We start from the raw sequence: 19,565 nt of genomic DNA, 5'->3' as shown, positions 1-19,565 counted from the left end.
CGTTCGGACGGCGACCGTGTGCTCCCCCCGCGTGCCGGTCAGAAATCTGTTCCTTTCGATCCGCTTCGATCACATGTGCCCCTGTACCGCTCTCCGGTACGGACTGGATCGATCCGGAGAGGCCGGGATCGCCGATGTACCCATCAACCCTAGTTCTCAGGGGCGTTGAGGCCGCACCGGGTCCCGCGAGTGAGCGGACGTGTTCCGCAGGGCAGGACGCGACGGGGTGATTTCTCCGAAATCCACCCTCCGTCACTCCCCGCGCACGCTCGGAAGCGGTGTGTGCAAAACCCGCGAGTGTATTACCGCTGGAGAGCTCGCGCAGGGGGTTGGGTGAATGTGCCGAAGCACTGTTTCGATCTGACTAAGCTCACGCGCAGTGAAGTCGAGTTGATGCCAATTCGAGCGCTTGTTCCCAACTGTCCTGCAAGCGCTGTACTTCCTGAATAATCCCCCGAGTCAACCGCCAGAGGTTTTAGATGGTTCGTGTTGAATCACCGCCGATCGACCGAGAAACACCTGTCGTCAGCGCCGTGTTGCTGCCCGTTGTCGTGATGGCGGGCGCGACCGCCGCAGCCGTAGCGCTGGTTTCCGGGGCCGCGCGGATACCAGTCGTCTGGTGCGGCGCCTTCGCCACCGTCGTGGTCGCCGTGCTCTCCGCCGAACTCGCCCGCCGCGCACGTACGATCCGCCGGCAGCGCGCCGAGTACGAACACCGCTGCAGCGGTCTGGAACGCCGGCTGGCGAACCACGACGAAGAGACCGTACGGATCAGCAAGGAGCTGCTGCCCGCCGCGATCCACCGGCTGCGGGTGGGCAACTCCCCCGACGAGGTGCTGCGCGACGTCGTGGACGCCGACCCCGTCTACCGGCATCTGCCCGACGCCCAGCGCTCCCTCGTCTACACGGTGCTGGACATCATCGACAACGAGGAGGCGACGCGTGACTCCGCGCAGCGCGCCTTCGTCAACGTCGCCCGCCGCGTCCAGGCGATCGTCCACCGGCAGGCCAGTGAGCTGCGGGAGATGGAGGAGCACCACGGGCGCAACCCCGACGTCTTCGACGACCTGCTCCGCATCGACCACGGCACGGCGCTGATCGGCCGGCTCGCGGACTCCATCGCCGTCCTCGGCGGCGCCCGCCCCAGCCGCCAGTGGCCCAAGCCGGTACCGCTGTTCAGCGTGTTGCGCGGTGCCATGTCGCGGATCCTGGAGTACCCGCGCGTCGATCTGCACTCGATCGCCAAGGTCGCCATCATCGGCACCGCGGTCGAACCGCTCATCCACGCCTGCGCCGAACTCCTCGACAACGCGACCCGGTACTCGCCGCCGCAGACCCGGGTGCACGTCACCGCCGTCGAGGTGCAGACCGGCATCGCCATCGAGATCGAGGACGGCGGCGTCAGCCTCAGCGAGGAGGCCCGCGCGCGGGCCGAGAACATGCTCGCCAGGGCCCAGGCCGGCTCCAGCATGAACGACCTCGGCGAGTCCCCGCGGCTCGGCATGGCGGTCGTCGGCCGGCTGTCCCGGATGTACGACCTCCAGGTCTCGCTGCGGCAGTCCGCGTACGGCGGCGTCCGCGCCGTGCTCATCGTGCCCCGCTCCATGATCACCACCGGTCCCGCGCCCGGCATCGCCCACGGCATCGGCGCCACCTCCCGGCCGACCAGCGACATCGACCTCGCGGACATGAAGCACGTCGTCCCGGCACGCAGCACCCACCGCAAGCCCAGCCCGCTGGGCGCCCGTCCGGCCACCGGCCCGGTGGCCCCCGCCGCGCGTCCGGCCGCCCCCGCCACCCCGGTCGCCATGGAGGACGAACTCCCCGTGGTGACGGAGTGGACCGCCGGCGGACTCCCGCAACGCCGCAGCCGCGGCCGCGCACCGCTCGGTTCGCACAACCTCCCCGCGCAGCCCGCAGACCCCACCGCGGGCCGGACCAACGGCCACGGAAACGGCCATGAGAACGGCAAGGAACCGCCTCCCGGAATCTGGCTGGAGGCGTTCACCAAGGGCGCCAACGGCGTTCCCCGGGAACCCGGGCCCGACGAAGACTCCGATGACGCGTGGGACAAGGGGGACCTCAAGTGATCCAGCAGCGGGGCAACATGGACTGGATGCTCAAAGAGCTGGCCGACGACGTTCCGGACATCCACCAGATCGTGGTGCTCTCCGCGGACGGGCTGCGCATCGCCCGGCACGGCGGCGACCCCGATGTCGCCGACCGGCTCGCGGCGGCCTGCGCCGGACTGCAGAGCCTGGCCGCGGCCGTCGCCTCCGAGATCCCGTACAGCGACGGACGGATGCGGCTCGTCGTCATCGAGGTCACCGGCGGGTTCTTCTACCTGATGGCCGCCGGAGCCGGTGCGTATCTCGCCGTGCTCGCCGGTGAGACGGTCGACGCGGGGCTCGTCGGATCGCGGATGCGCGACATGGTCGTACGGATCGGCGCCCATCTGACGAGCCCGCCCCGGCACGACGGGCAGGCCGGATGAGTTCGATCCGACGAGAACGCCGCACGGTCGATCCGGCGCTGAGCGATCCGGAGCGGCTCTACGTGATCACCGGCGATCCCGACGGCAGTGAACGGGCCGCACTCGACCTGGTCACGATGGTGGTTTCCAAGTCACAGCCGACACCGACGGTCCAGCCCGAACAGGCCGTCATCCTGCGGCTCTGCCAGGCCCCCCTGTCCGTCGCGGAGATCTCCGCCTACCTCAGCCTGCCGTTCAGCGTGGTGACCTCGCTCCTCACCGATCTCCTCGCGACCGAACTGATCGAATCGCGAGCGCCGATCATCCGCGCGACCCTCCCGGACAGGTCCCTCCTCGAAGCGGTGATGCATGGACTTCAGAAACTCTGACACGATCACGGGCCCCCGGAGCGAGGACGTCCTGCCCCGAACGGCCACGGCCGCGGTGAAGGTCGTGATCGTCGGCGGGTTCGGGGTCGGCAAGACGACGATGGTCGGCTCGGTCAGCGAGATCCGGCCCCTGACCACCGAAGAGACCATGACCCAGGCCGGCGTCGGCGTGGACGACAACTACGGCGTGGAGAGCAAGACCGCCACCACCGTGGCCATGGACTTCGGCCGGATCAGCATCAGTGAGGAACTGATCCTCTATCTGTTCGGCACCCCCGGCCAGGAACGCTTCTGGTTCCTCTGGAACGGCCTGTTCGAGGGAGCGCTGGGCGCCGTCGTCCTCATCGACACCCGTCGGCTGGAGGTCAGCTTCGACGTCATCGGGCGGCTGGAGGAGCGCGGCGTACCGTTCGTCGTCGCCGTCAACACCTTCCCCGACGCGCCGAAGCACCCCGTCGAGGCCCTGCGCAGCGCGCTGGACCTGCCGGACGAGGTCCCGATGGTCGACTGCGACGCCCGGCTGCGCGCTTCCAGCCGCGATGTGCTGATGACCCTGATGCGGTATCTGCACAGCGCGGCTGTCCCGCTCGGCTGACGTCCCACGCGTCCTGCGCACCCGTACCGCGCGTCCCCACCGCGTACCTCATTCGTCCGCCCTTGGCAGTCTGATCCCTGGAGCGATCGTGACAACCCCATTCCACTACGAGCCCGGAGCGGCCACGGGGCCGGTTCCGCCCCCCGAATGCCCGGCCCACGGCCTCGGCATCGGCCCCGGCGGCCTGCGACGGCTCTACGGCCCCGAGGCAGAACAGGACCCACACGGCCTGTACGACAAGCTGCGCGCCGAGCACGGCTCCGTGGCGCCCGTGCTGCTGCACGGCGACGTGCCGGCCTGGCTGGTCCTCGGGCACAGCGAGAACCTGCACATGACCCGTACGCCCTCGCAGTTCTCCCGCGACTCCCGCCGCTGGCGCGCCCTGCAGGACGGCACCGTGGCGCCCGACCACCCGCTGGCCCCGATCTTCACCTGGCAGCCGATCTGCGCCTTCGCCGACGGTGCCACCCACGAGCGCCAGCGCGGTGCCGTCACCGACTCCATGAACCGGATCGACACCCGCGGCGTCCGCCGCCACGTCAACCGCTACAGCAACCGGCTCGTCAACGGCTTCTGCCAGGAGGGCCGCACCGACCTGGTCAGCGAGTTCGCCGAGCGGCTGCCGATGATGGTGATGTGCGCGATCCTCGGGATGCCGGAGGAGTACAACGACCGGATGGTGGGGGCCGCCCGGGACATGATCCGCGGCACCGCCACCGCCGTCGAGAGCAACGCCTATGTGCTCGCCGCGCTGAGCCGCCTCGTCGAACGGCGCCGCCGTGAACCCGCCGACGACTTCGCCACCTGGCTCGTCGAGCACCCCGCGGACATGAACGACCAGGAGGTCGCCGAGCATCTGCGGCTCATCCTGATCGCCTCCTACGAGTCGACCACCAACCTGATCGCCAACGTGCTCCGCATGGTCCTCACCGACCCGCGGTTCCGGGCCAGGCTCAGCGGCGGCCACATGACCGTCCCGGAGGCGGTCGAACAGACCCTGTGGGACGAGCCGCCGTTCACCGCGGTCTTCGGCCGCTGGGCGGTCGGGGACACCGAACTGGGCGGGCAGCGCATCAAGGCGGGCGACGCGCTGATCGTCGGCATCGCCCCGGCCAACACCGACCCGGTGGTACGGCCCGACCTCAGCGCCAACATGGAGGGCAACCGAGCCCACCTCGCGTTCAGCGGCGGCCCGCACGAATGCCCGGGGCAGGACATCGGGCGCGCCATCGCGGACGTCGGCGTGGACGCGCTGCTGATGCGGCTGCCCGACCTCGAACTCGCCGTGGACGAGAGCGAACTCCAGTGGGTCGGCAACATCATGGGCCGTCATCTGGTCCAGCTGCCCGCCGAGTTCGCCTCCCGCCCGCCGCAGGACGACCGGGAACCGCCGTCCATGGGCAAGCCGAACCCGGCCCGTCAGGACTGGGAGGTGCAGTCGGCGGTCCGCCACACGGCGCCCATCCCGGTCCGCGCCTCCGTGTCCCCGGACCCGGCCGGCACCGGCCCGACCGGGGCGACCGCCGCGGGCGACGGCTCGGCGGCCGCGCCCGGTGAGGCGTCGGGCCTCATCCCGCAGCAGCGCCGGCCCGCGGCCCCGGCCCGACTGTGGCGCGTCGTGACCCGCTGGTGGAGCGGCCACTGACCGGCAGCGGACGGTGACGACGGCCCGACGGGGGACCATCCGGCTTCCCCCGCCGGGCCTTCGGCACCGTCCGGCGACGGCACCGGCCCGTCACGCCGAGCCCCTCGCGCCACCCCCACGTACCATGCGGAAGCGTGAAGCTGACAATTCTGGGTGGCGGCGGGTTCCGGGTTCCTCTGGTCTACGGGGCGCTGCTCGCCGACCATGCCGAGGGGCGGGTCTCCTCTGTCACCCTCTACGACACCGACCCCGGCCGGCTGACCGCCGTCGCCCGGGTGCTCACCGAGCAGGCCGAGGGAATCGCGGACGCCCCGGCCGTCGTCGCCACCACCGAACTCGACGAGGCGCTGCGCGGCGCCGACTTCGTCTTCTCCGCGATCCGGGTCGGCGGGCTCGCGGGCCGGGCCGCCGACGAACGGGTGGCCCTCGACGAGGGCGTCCTCGGCCAGGAGACGGTCGGCGCGGGCGGCATCGCCTACGGACTGCGCACCGTGCCGGTCGCGGCCGGCCTGGCCCGGCGCATCGCCCGGCTCGCCCCGCACGCCTGGGTCATCAACTTCACCAACCCGGCCGGACTGGTGACAGAGGCGATGTCCGCCCACCTCGGTGACCGGGTCATCGGGATCTGCGACTCGCCGGTCGGGCTGGGCCGCCGGATCGCCCGGGTGCTCGGCGCGGACCCGGACCGGGCCCGGATCGACTACGCCGGCCTCAACCACCTCGGCTGGGTGCGAGGGCTGTACGTCGACGGCCGGGACGAACTGCCGAGGCTGTTCGAGGACCCGGAGCTGCTCGGCTCCTTCGAGGAGGGCCGGCTCTTCGGTACCGACTGGCTGCGGTCCCTGGGCGCGATCCCCAACGAGTACCTGCACTACTACTACTTCAACCGCGAGGCGGTCCGCGCCTACCAGGAGGCGGAACAGACCAGGGGCGCCTTCCTCCGGGAGCAGCAGGAGGGCTTCTACGGCCGCATGAAGAACCCGGGCACCCCCGCCCTGGCCACCTGGGACCGCACCCGCGCGGAGCGCGAGGCGACCTACATGTCGGAGAACCGGGAGGTGGCGGGGGCCGGTGAGCGCGAGGAGAGCGACCTCGGCTCCGGCGGCTACGAGCAGGTCGCGCTGGCCCTCATGCGGGCCGTGGCCCGCGACGAACGGACCTCCCTGATCCTCAACGTCCGCAACCGCGGCACGCTCTCCGTGCTCGACGCGGACGCCGTCATCGAGGTGCCGTGCCTGGTGGACGCGAACGGCGCGCACCCGGTCGCCGTCGACCCGCTGCCGTACCACGCGGTCGGGCTGGTCACCGCGGTGAAGGCCGTCGAGCGCGCGGTGCTGGACGCGGCGGCGAGCGGTTCGCGTGCCGACGCCGTCCGGGCGTTCGCCCTGCACCCGCTGGTCGACTCGGTCTCGGTGGCCCGCCGCCTGGTCGACGGCTACACCCGGGTCCACCCGGGCCTCGCCTATCTGGCGTAGGCGCCGCTCACCGGGCGGCCGCGGGGGTCAGGGCGCGGAGGAGACCCGCGGGCCGCCCGCGGACGTCCACGAGGGCGTCACTCCGGTCACCTGGCAGACCATCAGGTAGAGCGGGATGGGCGGCGTGTAGGGCGTGCGGCTGTCGGGCTGATGGATCAGCCGGGGCCGCACCGCCGGGACATAGGCGCCGCGAGCGTAGGCGGCCTGAGCCGGCCAGTCCAGTTCGAGATCGGAGCCCGACGGGACGATCCACCACCAGCGCTCCCCGTCGTCGAAGACGCAGCCGGTGCGCGGCAGATGGGACATCAGCCGGAAGCCGTACCGCGCCGGTACCCCCACCGCGTCGCAGCCCAGGGTCGCCGTGAGGGCCGAGGGGAGCGGGAGCTGCACCCGGCCGCCACCGGGGCGGCCCGGCTCACGGGGGCGACGGGTTCCCAGGAGGTGGGACATGGCGTTCTTCAGCATGAGTGCTCCGAGCCGTGCGGCAGTTCTGCCCAGACGATGCGGCCCGAGCCGTCGCCCGCGTCGCGGGAACCCCAGGCACTGCACATCGCGTCCACGAGCAGCAGGCCGCGTCCGTGCTCGTCGTCGGCGTTGCGGCGCAACTGAGGTCCGCCGGGCTGGTGTCCTTGGTCCTGTACGGCTATGCGCAGCCGGTGGTCGAGGCAGCGCAGCTCGCACACGACGCGAGAGCTGGAGGTGTGCACCACCGCGTTGGTCACCAGCTCGGACACGATGAGGATCGCCGCTTCGTGTGCGTCGTCGTCCAGCCGCCACTCGTCCAGCCGGGCCCGGGTGAGCCGACGGGCACCTGCCACCGACTCCGGGTGCGCGGGCAGCGCGAAGCAGTACCGGAGCGCTTCGGTCCCGGGACTGAGGTCGACGAGCCGGGAGATGAGCGCACTGCCAGGTGCCACGACCGAATCCTCACAGTGGGGGCTGCGTCACGCTTCGCGATCTTGGTGAAAACAGCTGAGCGCGACTAGTGAACTGGTTCACTCACCAACTCTCCCCCTGTCGCGAACACTTGGCAAGGGGCACTCTGAAATTTCCAGAGTGGCTGTGTCTTTGATGGCACGCGCATGGCACACTGCTGGCAAACAGCGCATGGGGAGGTCTGAAGTGAGTGAACCGCGGTCCGCCCCGACCGTGGGTCAGGTCGTTCTCGGCAAGCGCCTGCAGGATCTGCGGGAACGTGTCGGCCTGAGCCGTGACCAGGCTGCCAAGGTGCTGCGTGTCGCGCCCGCGACGATACGCAGGCTGGAGACGGCCGAGGTCGCCCTCAAGATCGCCTATGTGCAACTCCTCCTGAAGGCCTACGGGATCTCCGAGGAGGAGGCCGACGCCTTCGTCGTCCTCGCGGAGGAGGCCAACAAGCCGGGCTGGTGGCAGCGTTTCCACGACGTGCTGCCCGACTGGTTCAGCATGTACGTCAGCCTGGAGGGCGCGGCGAGCCTGCTGCGCATGTACGAACCGCACTTCGTCCCCGGGCTGCTTCAGACCGAGGACTACGCGCGCTCGGTGCTGCGTACCGGTGCCGTCGGCCAGACCAGGCCGGAGGACATCGAGCGTCATGTGGCGTTGCGGATGGAGCGTCAGTCCCTGCTGACCAGGCCGGATGCCCCGCGGCTGTGGGTCGTGATGGACGAGACGGTGCTGCGCCGCCCGGTGGGCTCCCTGGAGACCATGCGCGCCCAGATCGACCAGCTGCTCGAAGCGACCGCGATGCCCAATGTGACCGTCCAGATCGCCGAGTTCTCCACCGGCCATCACCCGGGCACCTACGGGCCCTTCGTGCTCTTCCGGTTCGCCGTCCCGGAGCTCCCCGACATGGTCTACAGCGAGTACCTGACCGGGGCCGTCTACTTCGACGCTCGCCCCGAGGTGGCCTCCTACCTGGAGGTCATGGACCGTATGGCGGCCCAGGCCGCGACTGCACAACGCACGAAGGAAATCCTCCGGGGCTTCCGCAAGGAGCTGTGATGACACCCATATACAACGGCATGCCGGCCGCCGAACTCGGCTCCGAGGGCTGGTACAAGCCGTGGAGCGGCGGCAACGGCGGCAACTGTGTCGAGGCGATGAAGCTGTCCGACGGAAGAATCGCCATGCGCCAGTCCGCGGACCCGGACGGCCCAGCCCTGATATACACCCACCGCGAGATCGCCGCCTTCATCCAGGGAGCCAAGGCCGGCCAGGCGGACTTCCTGCTGACGTGAGGTGACGGGCGGCGGTCCGGTTTCCGGCCCGGTGCCGCAGCAGGCCACAATGGACCCATGTCCCGACGCACCTCCCAGCCCCGGCGGCAGCCCGCCGCGAGCTCCCGCACCGCCCCCTCGGCCGTGATCACCGCGGCATCGCCCTGCCCGTGCGGGCTGCCCGCCGAGTACGGCGCGTGCTGCGGGAGGCTGCACGCCGGGGCCGCCGCGCGGACCTGCGAGGCGCTGATGCGTTCGCGGTACGCGGCGTTCGCCGTCCGGGACGCCGCGTACCTGCTGCGCACCTGGCACCCCGGTACCCGGCCGGACACCCTCGACCTCGATCCGGGGGTGCGCTGGGAGCGGCTGGAGATCCTGGGGACGACGGAGGGCAGCGCCTTCCACACCACCGGCACGGTCACCTTCCGGGCGCACTTCAAGGACGGCGGCCGCGCCGACTCGCTGTACGAGAAGAGCCGCTTCGTCCGGCACGAGGGTGCCTGGGTCTACGAGTCGGCGGACTTCGCGGACTGACCGCGGGCGCGCGGACCGCCGAGGTCAGTTGAACACGGACACCCGCGTCCGGTGCAGGGTCGGCCTCTCGTGCTCGTCGACGACGGCCACGGCCAGATCCGCGTACGAGAGGTGCGCCGACGGCGACTCGGGCACATCGTCCCCGCCCGTCCGGTAGCCGCCCGTCCTGATCCCGTCCGCCTCCAGCCGCGCGGGCGGTGTCAGCATGAGCCAGTCCACGGCGCCGCCATGGGTGCGCAAGCGGTCGAGGCCGGCCGTGTGCGCGGCGGCGAAGGGCCTGATCTCCCGGGGGAAGGCCGCGGGGTCGTCGAACACCGGACGCCCGTCGGCGGTCCTCAGGTTGGCGAACAGGCCGACCACCAGCAGCCGGGTCACGCCCGCCGCCGGCAGACCCCGGAGCAGCGCGTCGGCCGCTCCGACGTAGAACAGCGGGTCGAGACCGGCGAAGCCCTGCTCCGGTCCGGAGAAGGGACTCACCGCGTGCACGACCGAGTCGTGGCCCCGGACGAGCCCGGCGATTCCGGCGGCGTCCGTCACATCGCCCCGTACCAGCCGCACACCGCCGTCCGTCGCGAGTCCGGCGTACTTGTCCGGGTCCCTCACCACCGCGGTCACCCGGTGGCCGCGCGCACGCGCCTCGGCGGTGACGGCCCGCCCCGCCCGGCCGCCCGCCCCGAACACGACGACACCACTCATGGAACAGCCCCCTCCCGGCGGTGGCGATCACCACCGGAAACGACGGTATCCACGGGATACTGGTTACTTCAAAGATACCGGGAGGCCCTCTCACCATGGCTCACGCGCCGTTGGACCCCGCCATGTTCGATCCCGTGTGCCCGTCGTCCGCGATCCCGGTCCGGATCGGTGACAAGTGGACCGCCATGGTGGTGCTCTGCCTCCAGGACGGCGCCCGCAGGTTCAGCGAGCTCCGGGTGCCACTGGCCGCCATCACCCCGAAGGTGCTCACCGCGACCCTGCGGGCGATGGAACGGGACGGACTGGTCACCCGCACGGCCCACGACGAGAACCCGCCCCGGGTCGAGTACGCGCTGACACCCCTCGGCCGCTCCCTGCTCACCCTGATCGACGCGGCCCGGAGCTGGAGCAGGGACCACCTGCCCGCGCTCCTCGAAGCCCGCAGGACGTACGAGCCGTCAGCCGGCCGGCGGCGGGCGCCGTAGCCCGGCCGGGGCCGCCGGGGACAGTTCCTGGGTGAGGTCCTCCGCCAGCAGCCGCTTGGCGATGACGTCGACCGCGGCGCGCAGGCGGGCCTCGTCCGGGCGCTCGCCGTCGTGGCCCAGCTGGTCGTTGAGCCAGGACGCCCAGGCGTTCGTGATGGTCGCGGCCTCCCTGCTTCCCGCCGCGGTGTGGGCGAACAGGTGACCGTCCCCGGTGAGGTAGCCCTCCTCGATCATCCGGTCGAAGACCGGCACCAGTACCTCCGGCGGAAGCCGGTGCCGGGCCGCGATCAGCCGGAGTCCGGCGTGGCCGACCATCCGGGTGAACAGCTCGACCTGCATCACCGCCCAGGCCCCCGCCATGTCGAGCCGGGTGTCCGACTCCGCGATGATCCGCCGGGCGGTGTCCGGGTCGACCCGCCGCAGGACCTTGGCGACCGAGAATTCGAGCAGCCGGGCCGAGTCCCCGGTGTTCGGTGAGGCGAAGCCCTCGCCCATGTCGGTCGAGCCGGCCCGCACCGTGTCCCGCAGCTTCACCTCCTTCAGGAAGAGCGCCACGACGAACCCGAGCACCGCGACCGGCACCGTCCACAGGAACACCGTGTGCAGGGTGTCGGCGTAGGACTGGGCCAGCGCCGCCGACTGCGGGCCGGGCAGCGCGTGCAGGCCCTCCGGGCTCTGCGAGGCCTTCACCAGCACCGCCGGATCGCCTCCCGCCCGCGCCGCGGAGGCGATCCCGTCCTTGAGGTTGGGGCCGAGCGTGTTGGCGTAGATGGTCCCGAACACCGCGGTGCCGAAGGCGCTGCCGAGCGTACGGAAGAAGGTCACGCCCGAGGTCGCCGTGCCCAGGTCCGAGTAGTCGACGGTGTTCTGCACCGCGATCGTCAGCACCTGCATGGACAGCCCGATCCCGAGACCGAGCACCAGCATGTACAGCGACTCCAGCCACACCCCGCTGTCCGGGCCCATCCGGGAGAGCAGGAACAGGCCGGCCGCCATGACCAGCGAACCGATGATCGGGAAGATCCGGTAGCGGCCGGTCTTGCTGACCACGTTGCCGCTGAAGATCGAGGCGACCAGCAGACCGATGACCATCGGCAGCGTCCGGACGCCCGAGAGGGTCGCGGAGTCCCCGTCCACGTACTGCAGATACGTCGGCAGGAAGATCATCGCGCCGAGCATCGCGAACCCCACGATGAAGCTGAGGATCGAGCAGACCGTGAAGACCGGGTTCCCGAAGAGCCGCATCGGCAGCATCGGTTCCTTCGCCCGGAACTCCACGAGGCAGAAGAGCGCGAGCGCGACCACTCCGAGCGCGAACAGGCCGATGATGACGGGGGAGCCCCAGGCGTACTGGTTGCCGCCCCAGCTCGTCGCCAGGATGAGCGAGCTCGCCCCGATCGTGACCATGGCGATGCCCAGGTAGTCGATGACCGGACGGCCCGCGGCCTTCACGGAGGGGATGGTGCGGGCCGCGGCGATGACGACCACGATCGCGATCGGCACATTGACGTAGAACGCCCAGCGCCAGGTCAGATGGTCCGTGAAGAGCCCGCCCAGCAGGGGGCCGATGACGGTGGAGACACCGAACACCGCACCGATCGCACCCTGGTACTTCCCTCGGTCGCGCAGCGGGATGACGTCCGCGATCAGCGCCATCGCCGTGACCATGAGCCCGCCCGCGCCGATGCCCTGGAGACCGCGCCACACGATCAGCAGCGTCATGTTCGTCGCCAGGCCGCACAGGAACGACCCGGTGATGAAGATGATCGCGGACAGCTGGAAGACGATCTTCCGGCCGAACAGGTCGCCGAACTTCCCGACCAGGACCGTCGCCACCGTCTCCGCGAGCAGATAGGCCGTGACCACCCATGACATATGGGCCGCGCCGCCCAGGTCCGAGACGATCGTGGGTAGCGCGGTACCCACGATCGTCTGGTCGAGCGCGGCCAGCAGAATACCCAGCACGATCGTGGCGAAGACGATGTTCCGGCGGCGCGGATCGAGCAGGGGAGGCGCGGCGGCACCCTGCGCGGCGGGGACGGTCTCGCTGGCAGTGGTCACGCTTGCACCCTCACACCGCGCCCCGGCACCCGCATACCGGGCGCCGCCGGACGTGTCAGGCCGGCAGCTCCCTGAGCGAGGCCTTCATCCGCGTGACGAACGCCTCCCGAACCGGCTCCGCCACCCGGTCCAGCGAGAGGTACGGGTTCAGGTCCTCCAGCTCGACGAGCAGCAGCTCACCGTCCGCCGTCCGGCACGCGTCGACCCGCTGGATCCCGTGATCGAGGGTGTTCCACGCCACGAACGACCGGGCGAACTCCAGATCCGCCGCACTGGCCCCGTACGGCTCCAGCACCCAACGCCGCTCCGGGTGCGGCGCGTGCAGCGCGTACTGGAAGTCGTCGTCCACGAAGTAGAAGGACACCTCGTAGCGGAAGTCGATCCGGGGCTGGATCAGCCGCGTCCCGTCCGCCTCCGGGTCCGCGTCGGGACTCCGTACGAAGCGCAGCCCGGCCGAGTCCGCGCCCAGCTTCGGCTTGATCACGTACCCGTCGGCCGCAGGCAGCAGTCCCAGGTCCGCCACCCGGTCCACGGTGGGGATCACCGGATAGCCCGCCCGGCTCAGATCGACCAGATACTGCTTGCCCGCCATGTCGCCGCGGCCGGTCAGCGGGTTGTAGACCCGGGCGCCCAGCTCGCGGGCCCGCTCGCGGAACGCGTCGTACGCCTCCTGGTAGTGCAGTACCGGGCCGCTGTTGCGTATGACGGCCACGTCGAATCCGGCCAGCAGCGCTGCGGCGTCGCGCGGATGGCACAGCGCCGTGTCGAAGTCCTCGCGCAGCCGGGACGCCAGGAAGATGTCCTCGTCGCAGTAGCGGCGCCCGCGTGCCTCGTAGGCGAGGTCGGTGACGAGGAGGAGGGACGGGCGCGGGCCGGTGGCCATGGTGTTCCCCAAGGGGTGTGTGAGCGGACGGGTGGTCAATAACCTGGACGGCGTTGCCCGTCAACGACCCTGGAGCGTCATGACGTCTGCCCCGCAAGAGCCGCAGGTGCCCGACATTCTCTCGCCCGCCTTCGCCGCCGATCCCTACGGGGCCTACCGGATCATGCGCGACAGCGCCCCGCTGATCAGGCACGAGGCCACCAACAGCTACATCGTCTCCCGCTACGAGGACGTCGAACGGGTCTTCAAGGACAAGGCGGGGGAATTCACCACCGACAACTACGACTGGCAGATCGAACCCGTCCACGGCCGTACCATCCTCCAGCTCAGCGGCCGCGAGCACGCGGTCCGCCGGGCCCTGGTCGCCCCGGCCTTCCGGGGCACGGACCTCCAGGAGAAGTTCCTCCCGGTCATCGAGCGCAATGCGCGCGAGCTGATCGACACCTTCCGCCGCACCGGCGAGGCCGACCTCGTCGGGGCGTTCGCGACGCGGCTGCCCGTCCTCGTCATCGCGGACATGCTCGGCCTGGACCAGGCGGACCACGACCGCTTCCACGGCTGGTACACCACCGTCATCGCCTTCCTGGGCAACCTCGCGGGAGACCCAGAGGTGGCGGCGGCGGGCGAGCGGACCCGGCAGGAGTTCGCCGCGTACATGATCCCGGTCATCCAGCAGCGCCGGGCGGCCCCCGGCGACGACCTCCTCTCCACGCTCTGCGCGGCCGAGGTCGACGGCGTACGGATGAGCGACGAGGACATCAAGGCCTTCTGCAGCCTGCTGCTGGCCGCGGGCGGCGAGACCACCGACAAGGCCATCGCCTCGGTCTTCGCCAACCTGCTGACCCACCCGGATCAGCTCGCGGCCGTGCGCCAGGACCGCGGCCTCGTCGACCGGGCCTTCGCGGAGACGCTGCGCTACACCCCGCCGGTGCACATGATCATGCGTCAGGCCGCCACCGATGTGGAGCTCGGCGGCGGCCTGGTGCCGGCGGGGTCAACCGTCACCTGTCTGATCGGGGCGGCCAACCGGGACGCGTCCCGGTACCGCGACCCGGACCGGTTCGACATCTTCCGCACGGACCTGACCGGCACCACGGCGTTCTCCGCGGCGGCCGACCATCTGGCGTTCGCCCTGGGCCGCCACTTCTGCGTGGGCGCGCTGCTGGCCAGGGCCGAGGTGGAGACCGGGGTGAACCAGTTGCTGGACGCGATGCCCGACGTACGGCTCGCGGACGGATTCACCCCGTCCGAGCAGGGCGTCTTCACCAGGGGCCCGCGGTCGCTGCCGGTGCGCTTCACCCCGGTCGCGGGCTGAGCGGGAGGGGCGGCGCGGCTGTCCGTGCCGCCGCCCCGGCGGTACGGTCAGCCGATCCGGGCGCAGATGTCGTCCGTGGAACCGTGGATCATGTGCAGCGTCTTGTACCCGGTGGCGCTGATGTCCAGCGTGTAGACGCCGTCGATCAGCTGCTCGCCGCGCGGCAGATTGCCGTTGTCCTCCCCGATCCCGGCGAGCACCGGCCCGACCGCGTGCCAGCGCTGCGAACCGTCCGCGTGGTAGTCGACGAGCGCGCTGCCACTCGCGTCGGCGTCGTGGAAGGCGCCGGTGCCGGTGTTGGTGAGACGGATGACCAGAGCGCCCCGGTACGCGATCTCCGAGGGCGATCCGTCGCGGTGTGTGGCGAGCACCTTCCGCACGACCTCGTCCACGACCGGTTCGCCGTGGACGGGGAAGTCGCAGCGGGCGCCCGCCGCCGCGTCGAACGGGGCGGTGGGCGCGGGCTCCCAGCCGGTGCCTGCGCCGGAGGCCGCCGGGGTGCCGGCGGAGGCGGGGGACGCGGCGGTGAGCAGCGCGGCGGTGAGGGCGAGTGCGGAAACGACGGTGGTCCGGTGCATGCGGTCTCCCGGTGGCCGGGGCACCGTGGTGACATCGCGGCCGGTGTGCCCCGTGCCGGCCGCCCTCTCACCCGGACGAGCATGCACCCGCGGCTACGGGTCTGTCCCGGCGGCGCGCACGGGCGGCGCGACGGGCCGGTCCCGGCGGCAGGGGCGCACGGACGGCGGGTGCCCCGTCCCGGCTCAGCGGATGTGGCGTCCCGAGATCGCCCGTGCGATGACCAGGCGCTGGATCTCGCTGGTCCCCTCGAAGATCGTGTAGATCTTGGCGTCCCGGTACATCCGCTCGACCGGGTGCTCCCGGCTGTACCCGGCGCCGCCGAGGATCTGCACGGCCTTCTCGGTGGCACAGACGGCGAGTTCGCCCGCCCGGAGCTTGGACATGGAGCCCTGTCCCGCGTCGAAGGTGCGGTCGTTGCGGGCCATCCACGCGGCCTGCCAGATCAGCAGCCGCACGGCCTCGATCTCGGTACGGATGTCGGCGAGCGCGAAGGCGATCGACTGGTTCTCGATGATGGGGCGGCCGAACGCCTCGCGCTGACCGGCGTACTCCAGCGCGTACTCGTACGCCGCGCGCGCGATGCCGAGCGCCTGGGCGCCGACGGTGGGACGGCTGACCTCGAAGGTCGCCATCGCGGCCTGCCCCTTGCCCGCCGAGCCCTCGCGGGCGCGGGCCAGGCGGGCGTCCAGCTTCTCCTTGCCCCCGAGCAGGCAGTGCCCGGGGACCCGGACGTCGTCGAGGAAGACGTCCGCGGTGTGCGAGGCGCGCAGGCCGAGCTTCTTGATGGAGCGGCTCGCCTCCAGGCCCTTCGTGGCGGGCGGCACGATGAACGCGGCCTGGCCGCGGGCTCCGAGCGCCGGATCGGCCGAGGCGACGACCACATGGACCTCGGCGATCCCGCCGTTGGTGATCCACGCCTTCTGGCCGGAGAGCACCCACTCGTCCCTGGCCTCGTCGTAACGGGCCTTGGTGGCCATCGCGGAGACGTCGGAGCCGGCCTGCGGTTCGGAGACGCAGAACGCCGCCACCTTCGGATCGTCCTCGTCGCCGTAACACTGCGGAACCCACTCGGCGAGCTGGTCCGGTGTGCCGGAAGCGAAGATCCCGGCGACCGCGAGGGAGGTGCCGAAGAGCGCCATGCCGATTCCGGCATCGCCCCAGAACAGCTCCTCGTTGGCTATCTGGAGGGAGAGCCCCGAAGGGTCGCCGTACATGTCGGCCAGTGACTCGAACCCGTACAGACCGATCCGGGCCGCCTCCTGGATGACCGGCCACGGGGTCTCCTCGCGGGCGTCCCATTCGGCGGCCGCCGGCCGCACCACCTGGGCGGCGAAGCCGTGCACCCAGTTGCGCAGGTCCTGCTGCTCCTCGGTGAGGGCGAGGGAGAAGTAGCTCATCGGCTCAGGCCTTCGGGATGTCGAAGTAGCGGGTGAGGCCCGAGGCCAGGCCGACGTCGCCGGCCACCTTCAGCTTGCGCATCATGAACATCGTCACGGGATTGCCGTTGCCGGAGACCAGTTTGAGGAACTCCGCGTCGCCCATCACCAGCGTGGTGCGCGGTTCGGCGTCGGAGCGGCCCGCGCTGACGGTGCAGGCGCCGTCGGCTATCGCGGTCTCGTACACCTCGTCGGTGTCCCCGGTGATCTTCCAGCGGATCAGCGCCCTGAGCTGTCCGGCCGCCTCCGGGCGGAACTGCTGCCTCATCCGGCCGAAGACCTCGCCGAGCACCCGGGCGCGCAGTTCACCGTGCATGACCTCGCCGAGCTGCCTGGCGGACAGGCCCTTCACGATCCGCGCGAACTCCGGCGGGGAGACGGCCGCGAAGTCGAGTGCGGCCAGTTCACCGGTGAGGTTGCCGCTGCTGTTGTCGGCCACGCCAGTTCCTTACTCTGAAGTAAACTTACTTTTGAGTAAGGTAAGCGCCGGGCCGCCCCTCCGCAAGCAGGTGCCGCCCGTCCGTGCCGGGGTCACCAGGCGCTGCCGGGGCGCACCGTCAGCAGGGGGTGGTGGGCGGCCAGGACCTTGTTGGCGCGGGCCAGCTCCGACAGGGCCTGCTCGCGGTCCGCCTGGTCCTCGATGCCGAGCCGCGGACCGCGGAACCTGCGGACCTCGCGTGCGGCGCACTCGGCGTCGAACTCCGCCTCCAGGATGTGCTGCGGGATGCAGGAGCCGATCAGTGCGGCGACCCGGTCCGGAATCGGCACGGGGACGAGCAGGTGCGAGGCGGTCATGGGTGTTCCCTCTCGAATGGTGGCCAGGAGGTCGAACGGTGCGGCCGCCGGTTGGGCGGTCGTCTCCTCCATATAACGGGACGCGGTTCCGGGTTTCTCGTTGAGAACGTCTCCGTGTGGCAACCGTTTGGGAGTGACCGGGTATTTCGCCTTACCCATAAGTAAGTTGACTCGACGTGAGGGCCGTGATCCGGCCTGAGACCGTTCCGCGGGACTACTACAGGACGGATTCCTGACTCCGGGCCTGCAACTGCAGCGCCCGCAGCACCGCCTCGGTGGAGAACCTGCTTGCGGGGTCGATCAGTTGTTCTCCGAAGATGGACTCCAGGTTGCGCATGCGGTAACGGACGGTCTGGGGGTGGACGTCGAGCAGCTCGCCCATGTGGGCCGCGGTGCCGCGGGTGTCGAGCCAGATGCGCAGGGTCTCGACGAGGCGTTCGCGGCGGTTGGCGCTGATTCCGGCGATGGGCGCGAGTTCCCGCTGGGCGAGCTGGTCCAGGAGGACCGGATCGGACAGCAGCCACAGGGTGATGAGGTGGTCCTCGCACAGGACGAACGGCGCGTCGTCGATGACACCGGCGTCGACGAGTTCGAGGACCCGCCTGGCCCAGCGGATCGAGTCCGAGGCCAGCGCGGTGGGGACGGTCAGGCCGATCGCCGCGCGGGTGCCCAGGAGCGACTGGTCGAGCATGGATCTTCGCGCGTCGTCGAGCGGTCCCGGGATCAGTAAATGCGGCTGCGGATCGCTGAGATCGGCCAGGATGTCGCGGTCGGCGCCGACCCGGTCGAGCCTGGCCGGGGCGCGCACGGCGACGAGGGTGACCTTCTCGGGCAGCGTCCACCCGGTCTGTTCGCACAGCTCGGCGATGGCGGTACGGGGCACGGGGCGGCCGGCCAGGATCAGGTGGAGCAGGCGCCGGCGCATGGCCTCGCCCTGCTCGCCCGACTGCGACTGCACCTCCAGGAAGCCCTCGCGGGAGAGCGATTCGAGCTCGTCTATGTAGGCGAAGAGGGCGTCCGCGAAGCTGAGCATCAGGGTCGGCGAGAAGTTGTAACTGCGGCCGACCTTCTTCGCCCGCCGCAGCGCGACCCGGGCGCCGAGCCGGTACGCGCCCTGGAGCGTTTCCATGGTGCGGCCCTCGTAGGCCTCGAACCGGCCGAAACGGCGGCACATGTCGTCACGCAGCGAGGTCGATGTGGACGGTTCGGCGACCAGGTCCACGAAGGAGGAGAGGCTCTGTTCCACGCCGACCCGAATGGCCTGCCCGTTGGGTCCGCTGAGCAGGCGCGCGTATTCCGGATAGGCCCGGGTGACCTCGACGCCGATCTCCTTTATGAGGCTCGGCAGTTCGGGCCGCATGATGGCGGCGAACTCCTGGGGGAGCGGCCCCAGCGGATCCCCTGTGTCCAATGGCGAAATGACTTCTCGCATGACGTGTCCCCTCGCTCTCCGGCGCCCGGTGGGGGGTGAGGCAGTGGGGGAAAGCGCTCCCACGAACCGACAGGTGCGTACCAAGTCCGCGATGAAGATAGACCAAGTCAGCTGTTGTTCCCACCACTTGTGCAAGATCGAAGTGCAGGGGGCACACATGCCGGCCGCATCGTGGTGCTCCGGTGCAGGTAGGGCGGGAGTGCTCACTTCCGGACAATATTTTCAGCCGCCCGCTTCGTCACGGAATAGGGGCGGCCGGGCGGCGGGGTGCCGGACTGTGGCGCCAGGAGCGGATTCGGCCCGTTCGGCAAAGCGGAGCCGGACATTCAGCGATCTGTCTTTCCTGCTCACCGAGTGACAAAGGGGCCGTGGAAGCGGTTTCGTCCGGGGTGCGCGGAATGCCCCGGCCGGCTTCCGGTGCGCCGGCGCCCGGCGGGAGCGGCGGGGGCGGGAAAGGCCGGGCGGGTGGATATGCGCTCCTCCGCCGGGAGAACGCTTCCGCCGCTGAGCGGTCCGGGCCGCCGACCGGTGCTCTCCGTGTCCGCGCCGGGCGCCGCGGTCCCCGGTCCGGTGG

21 protein-coding genes are annotated in these 19,565 nt (G+C 70.8%); 11 read left to right on the top strand and 10 right to left on the bottom strand.

Annotated elements, in window-relative coordinates; genetic code table 11:
- Window positions 1–479: 479 nt before the first annotated feature.
- From ACIP89_RS28335 to ACIP89_RS28310, 6 genes are all read left to right on the top strand, one after another.
- Window positions 480–2,090 carry a sensor histidine kinase gene (locus ACIP89_RS28335; protein ID WP_401925490.1) on the top strand — a complete coding sequence of 537 codons (1,611 nt, stop codon included), beginning with the start codon at window positions 480–482 and terminating at the stop codon, window positions 2,088–2,090.
- Window positions 2,087–2,494 carry a roadblock/LC7 domain-containing protein gene (locus ACIP89_RS28330; protein ID WP_024494673.1) on the top strand — a complete coding sequence of 136 codons (408 nt, stop codon included), beginning with the start codon at window positions 2,087–2,089 and terminating at the stop codon, window positions 2,492–2,494. The genes ACIP89_RS28335 and ACIP89_RS28330 overlap by 4 nt, the downstream gene beginning before the upstream one ends.
- Entirely contained in the window at window positions 2,491–2,862 is a 372-nt protein-coding gene (locus tag ACIP89_RS28325; protein ID WP_327339999.1) for a DUF742 domain-containing protein, read from the top strand. The genes ACIP89_RS28330 and ACIP89_RS28325 overlap by 4 nt, the downstream gene beginning before the upstream one ends.
- Entirely contained in the window at window positions 2,843–3,457 is a 615-nt protein-coding gene (locus ACIP89_RS28320; protein WP_401925489.1) for a GTP-binding protein, read from the top strand. The genes ACIP89_RS28325 and ACIP89_RS28320 overlap by 20 nt, the downstream gene beginning before the upstream one ends.
- A gap of 88 nt (window positions 3,458–3,545) precedes the next feature.
- Entirely contained in the window at window positions 3,546–5,102 is a 1,557-nt protein-coding gene (locus ACIP89_RS28315; RefSeq protein ID WP_401925488.1) for a cytochrome P450, read from the top strand.
- A gap of 134 nt (window positions 5,103–5,236) precedes the next feature.
- Window positions 5,237–6,577: a 6-phospho-beta-glucosidase gene (locus ACIP89_RS28310; RefSeq protein WP_401925485.1), complete on the top strand. Its 1,341-nt coding sequence runs from the start codon at window positions 5,237–5,239 to the stop codon at window positions 6,575–6,577.
- 27 nt (window positions 6,578–6,604) lie between these two features.
- Here the strand turns inward: ACIP89_RS28310 and ACIP89_RS28305 are convergent, their stop codons facing one another.
- Entirely contained in the window at window positions 6,605–7,042 is a 438-nt protein-coding gene (locus ACIP89_RS28305; RefSeq protein WP_073734345.1) for a hypothetical protein, read from the bottom strand.
- Entirely contained in the window at window positions 7,036–7,494 is a 459-nt protein-coding gene (locus ACIP89_RS28300) for an ATP-binding protein (protein ID WP_401927588.1), read from the bottom strand. The genes ACIP89_RS28305 and ACIP89_RS28300 overlap by 7 nt, the downstream gene beginning before the upstream one ends.
- A gap of 205 nt (window positions 7,495–7,699) precedes the next feature.
- Between ACIP89_RS28300 and ACIP89_RS28295 the strand changes: the two genes are divergently transcribed.
- From ACIP89_RS28295 to ACIP89_RS28285, 3 genes are read left to right on the top strand one after another with little or no spacing between them, the layout of a single operon-like run.
- Entirely contained in the window at window positions 7,700–8,560 is an 861-nt protein-coding gene (locus ACIP89_RS28295; RefSeq protein WP_401925481.1) for a helix-turn-helix domain-containing protein, read from the top strand.
- Entirely contained in the window at window positions 8,560–8,796 is a 237-nt protein-coding gene (locus ACIP89_RS28290; protein WP_024490276.1) for a DUF397 domain-containing protein, read from the top strand. Before ACIP89_RS28295 ends, ACIP89_RS28290 begins: the two co-directional genes overlap by 1 nt.
- Window positions 8,797–8,853: 57 nt before the next feature.
- Window positions 8,854–9,309 (top strand): YchJ family protein, encoded by a 456-nt coding sequence (locus tag ACIP89_RS28285; protein WP_401925479.1) that lies wholly within the window; start codon window positions 8,854–8,856, stop codon window positions 9,307–9,309.
- Between the two features lie 24 nt (window positions 9,310–9,333).
- On the opposite strand, the gene ACIP89_RS28280 is transcribed toward ACIP89_RS28285, so the two are convergent.
- On the bottom strand, window positions 9,334–10,005 hold the full coding sequence (locus ACIP89_RS28280) for an NAD(P)-dependent oxidoreductase (RefSeq protein WP_401925477.1): 672 nt from the start codon (window positions 10,003–10,005) through the stop codon (window positions 9,334–9,336).
- A 122-nt stretch (window positions 10,006–10,127) separates the two neighbouring features.
- Here ACIP89_RS28280 and ACIP89_RS28275 point away from each other — a divergent pair, with 122 nt between their 5' ends.
- Window positions 10,128–10,490 carry a winged helix-turn-helix transcriptional regulator gene (locus ACIP89_RS28275; RefSeq protein ID WP_402117412.1) on the top strand — a complete coding sequence of 121 codons (363 nt, stop codon included), beginning with the start codon at window positions 10,128–10,130 and terminating at the stop codon, window positions 10,488–10,490.
- On the opposite strand, the gene ACIP89_RS28270 is transcribed toward ACIP89_RS28275, so the two are convergent.
- Window positions 10,464–12,551 (bottom strand): MDR family MFS transporter, encoded by a 2,088-nt coding sequence (locus tag ACIP89_RS28270; RefSeq protein WP_402117411.1) that lies wholly within the window; start codon window positions 12,549–12,551, stop codon window positions 10,464–10,466. The genes ACIP89_RS28275 and ACIP89_RS28270 overlap by 27 nt on opposite strands.
- 55 nt (window positions 12,552–12,606) lie before the next feature.
- Window positions 12,607–13,434 carry a hypothetical protein gene (locus ACIP89_RS28265; RefSeq protein ID WP_402117409.1) on the bottom strand — a complete coding sequence of 276 codons (828 nt, stop codon included), beginning with the start codon at window positions 13,432–13,434 and terminating at the stop codon, window positions 12,607–12,609.
- Window positions 13,435–13,513: 79 nt separating this feature from the next.
- Between ACIP89_RS28265 and ACIP89_RS28260 the strand changes: the two genes are divergently transcribed.
- Window positions 13,514–14,749, top strand: a complete 1,236-nt coding sequence (locus tag ACIP89_RS28260) for a cytochrome P450 (protein WP_401925467.1) — start codon at window positions 13,514–13,516, stop codon at window positions 14,747–14,749.
- Between the two features lie 47 nt (window positions 14,750–14,796).
- On the opposite strand, the gene ACIP89_RS28255 is transcribed toward ACIP89_RS28260, so the two are convergent.
- The 5 genes from ACIP89_RS28255 to ACIP89_RS28235 all read right to left on the bottom strand — a co-directional run bounded on the left by ACIP89_RS28255 (window position 14,797) and on the right by ACIP89_RS28235 (window position 18,991).
- Window positions 14,797–15,327 carry a hypothetical protein gene (locus ACIP89_RS28255; RefSeq protein WP_401925465.1) on the bottom strand — a complete coding sequence of 177 codons (531 nt, stop codon included), beginning with the start codon at window positions 15,325–15,327 and terminating at the stop codon, window positions 14,797–14,799.
- Window positions 15,328–15,510: 183 nt separating this feature from the next.
- Entirely contained in the window at window positions 15,511–16,725 is a 1,215-nt protein-coding gene (locus ACIP89_RS28250) for an acyl-CoA dehydrogenase family protein (RefSeq protein WP_402117407.1), read from the bottom strand.
- 4 nt (window positions 16,726–16,729) lie between these two features.
- Entirely contained in the window at window positions 16,730–17,203 is a 474-nt protein-coding gene (locus ACIP89_RS28245) for an SCP2 sterol-binding domain-containing protein (RefSeq protein WP_401925460.1), read from the bottom strand.
- A gap of 92 nt (window positions 17,204–17,295) precedes the next feature.
- Window positions 17,296–17,559: a hypothetical protein gene (locus ACIP89_RS28240; RefSeq protein ID WP_073734355.1), complete on the bottom strand. Its 264-nt coding sequence runs from the start codon at window positions 17,557–17,559 to the stop codon at window positions 17,296–17,298.
- 217 nt (window positions 17,560–17,776) lie between these two features.
- Window positions 17,777–18,991 (bottom strand): helix-turn-helix domain-containing protein, encoded by a 1,215-nt coding sequence (locus ACIP89_RS28235; RefSeq protein WP_401925458.1) that lies wholly within the window; start codon window positions 18,989–18,991, stop codon window positions 17,777–17,779.
- Window positions 18,992–19,565 lie beyond the last annotated feature (574 nt).

Origin of the sequence: Streptomyces sp. NPDC088730, assembly GCF_044751215.1 — a bacterium.
In the GTDB taxonomy this organism is placed as follows: domain Bacteria; phylum Actinomycetota; class Actinomycetes; order Streptomycetales; family Streptomycetaceae; genus Streptomyces.
The sequence above is the reverse complement of the archived record's forward strand: the minus strand, read 5'-3'. Positions and strand labels throughout refer to the sequence as shown.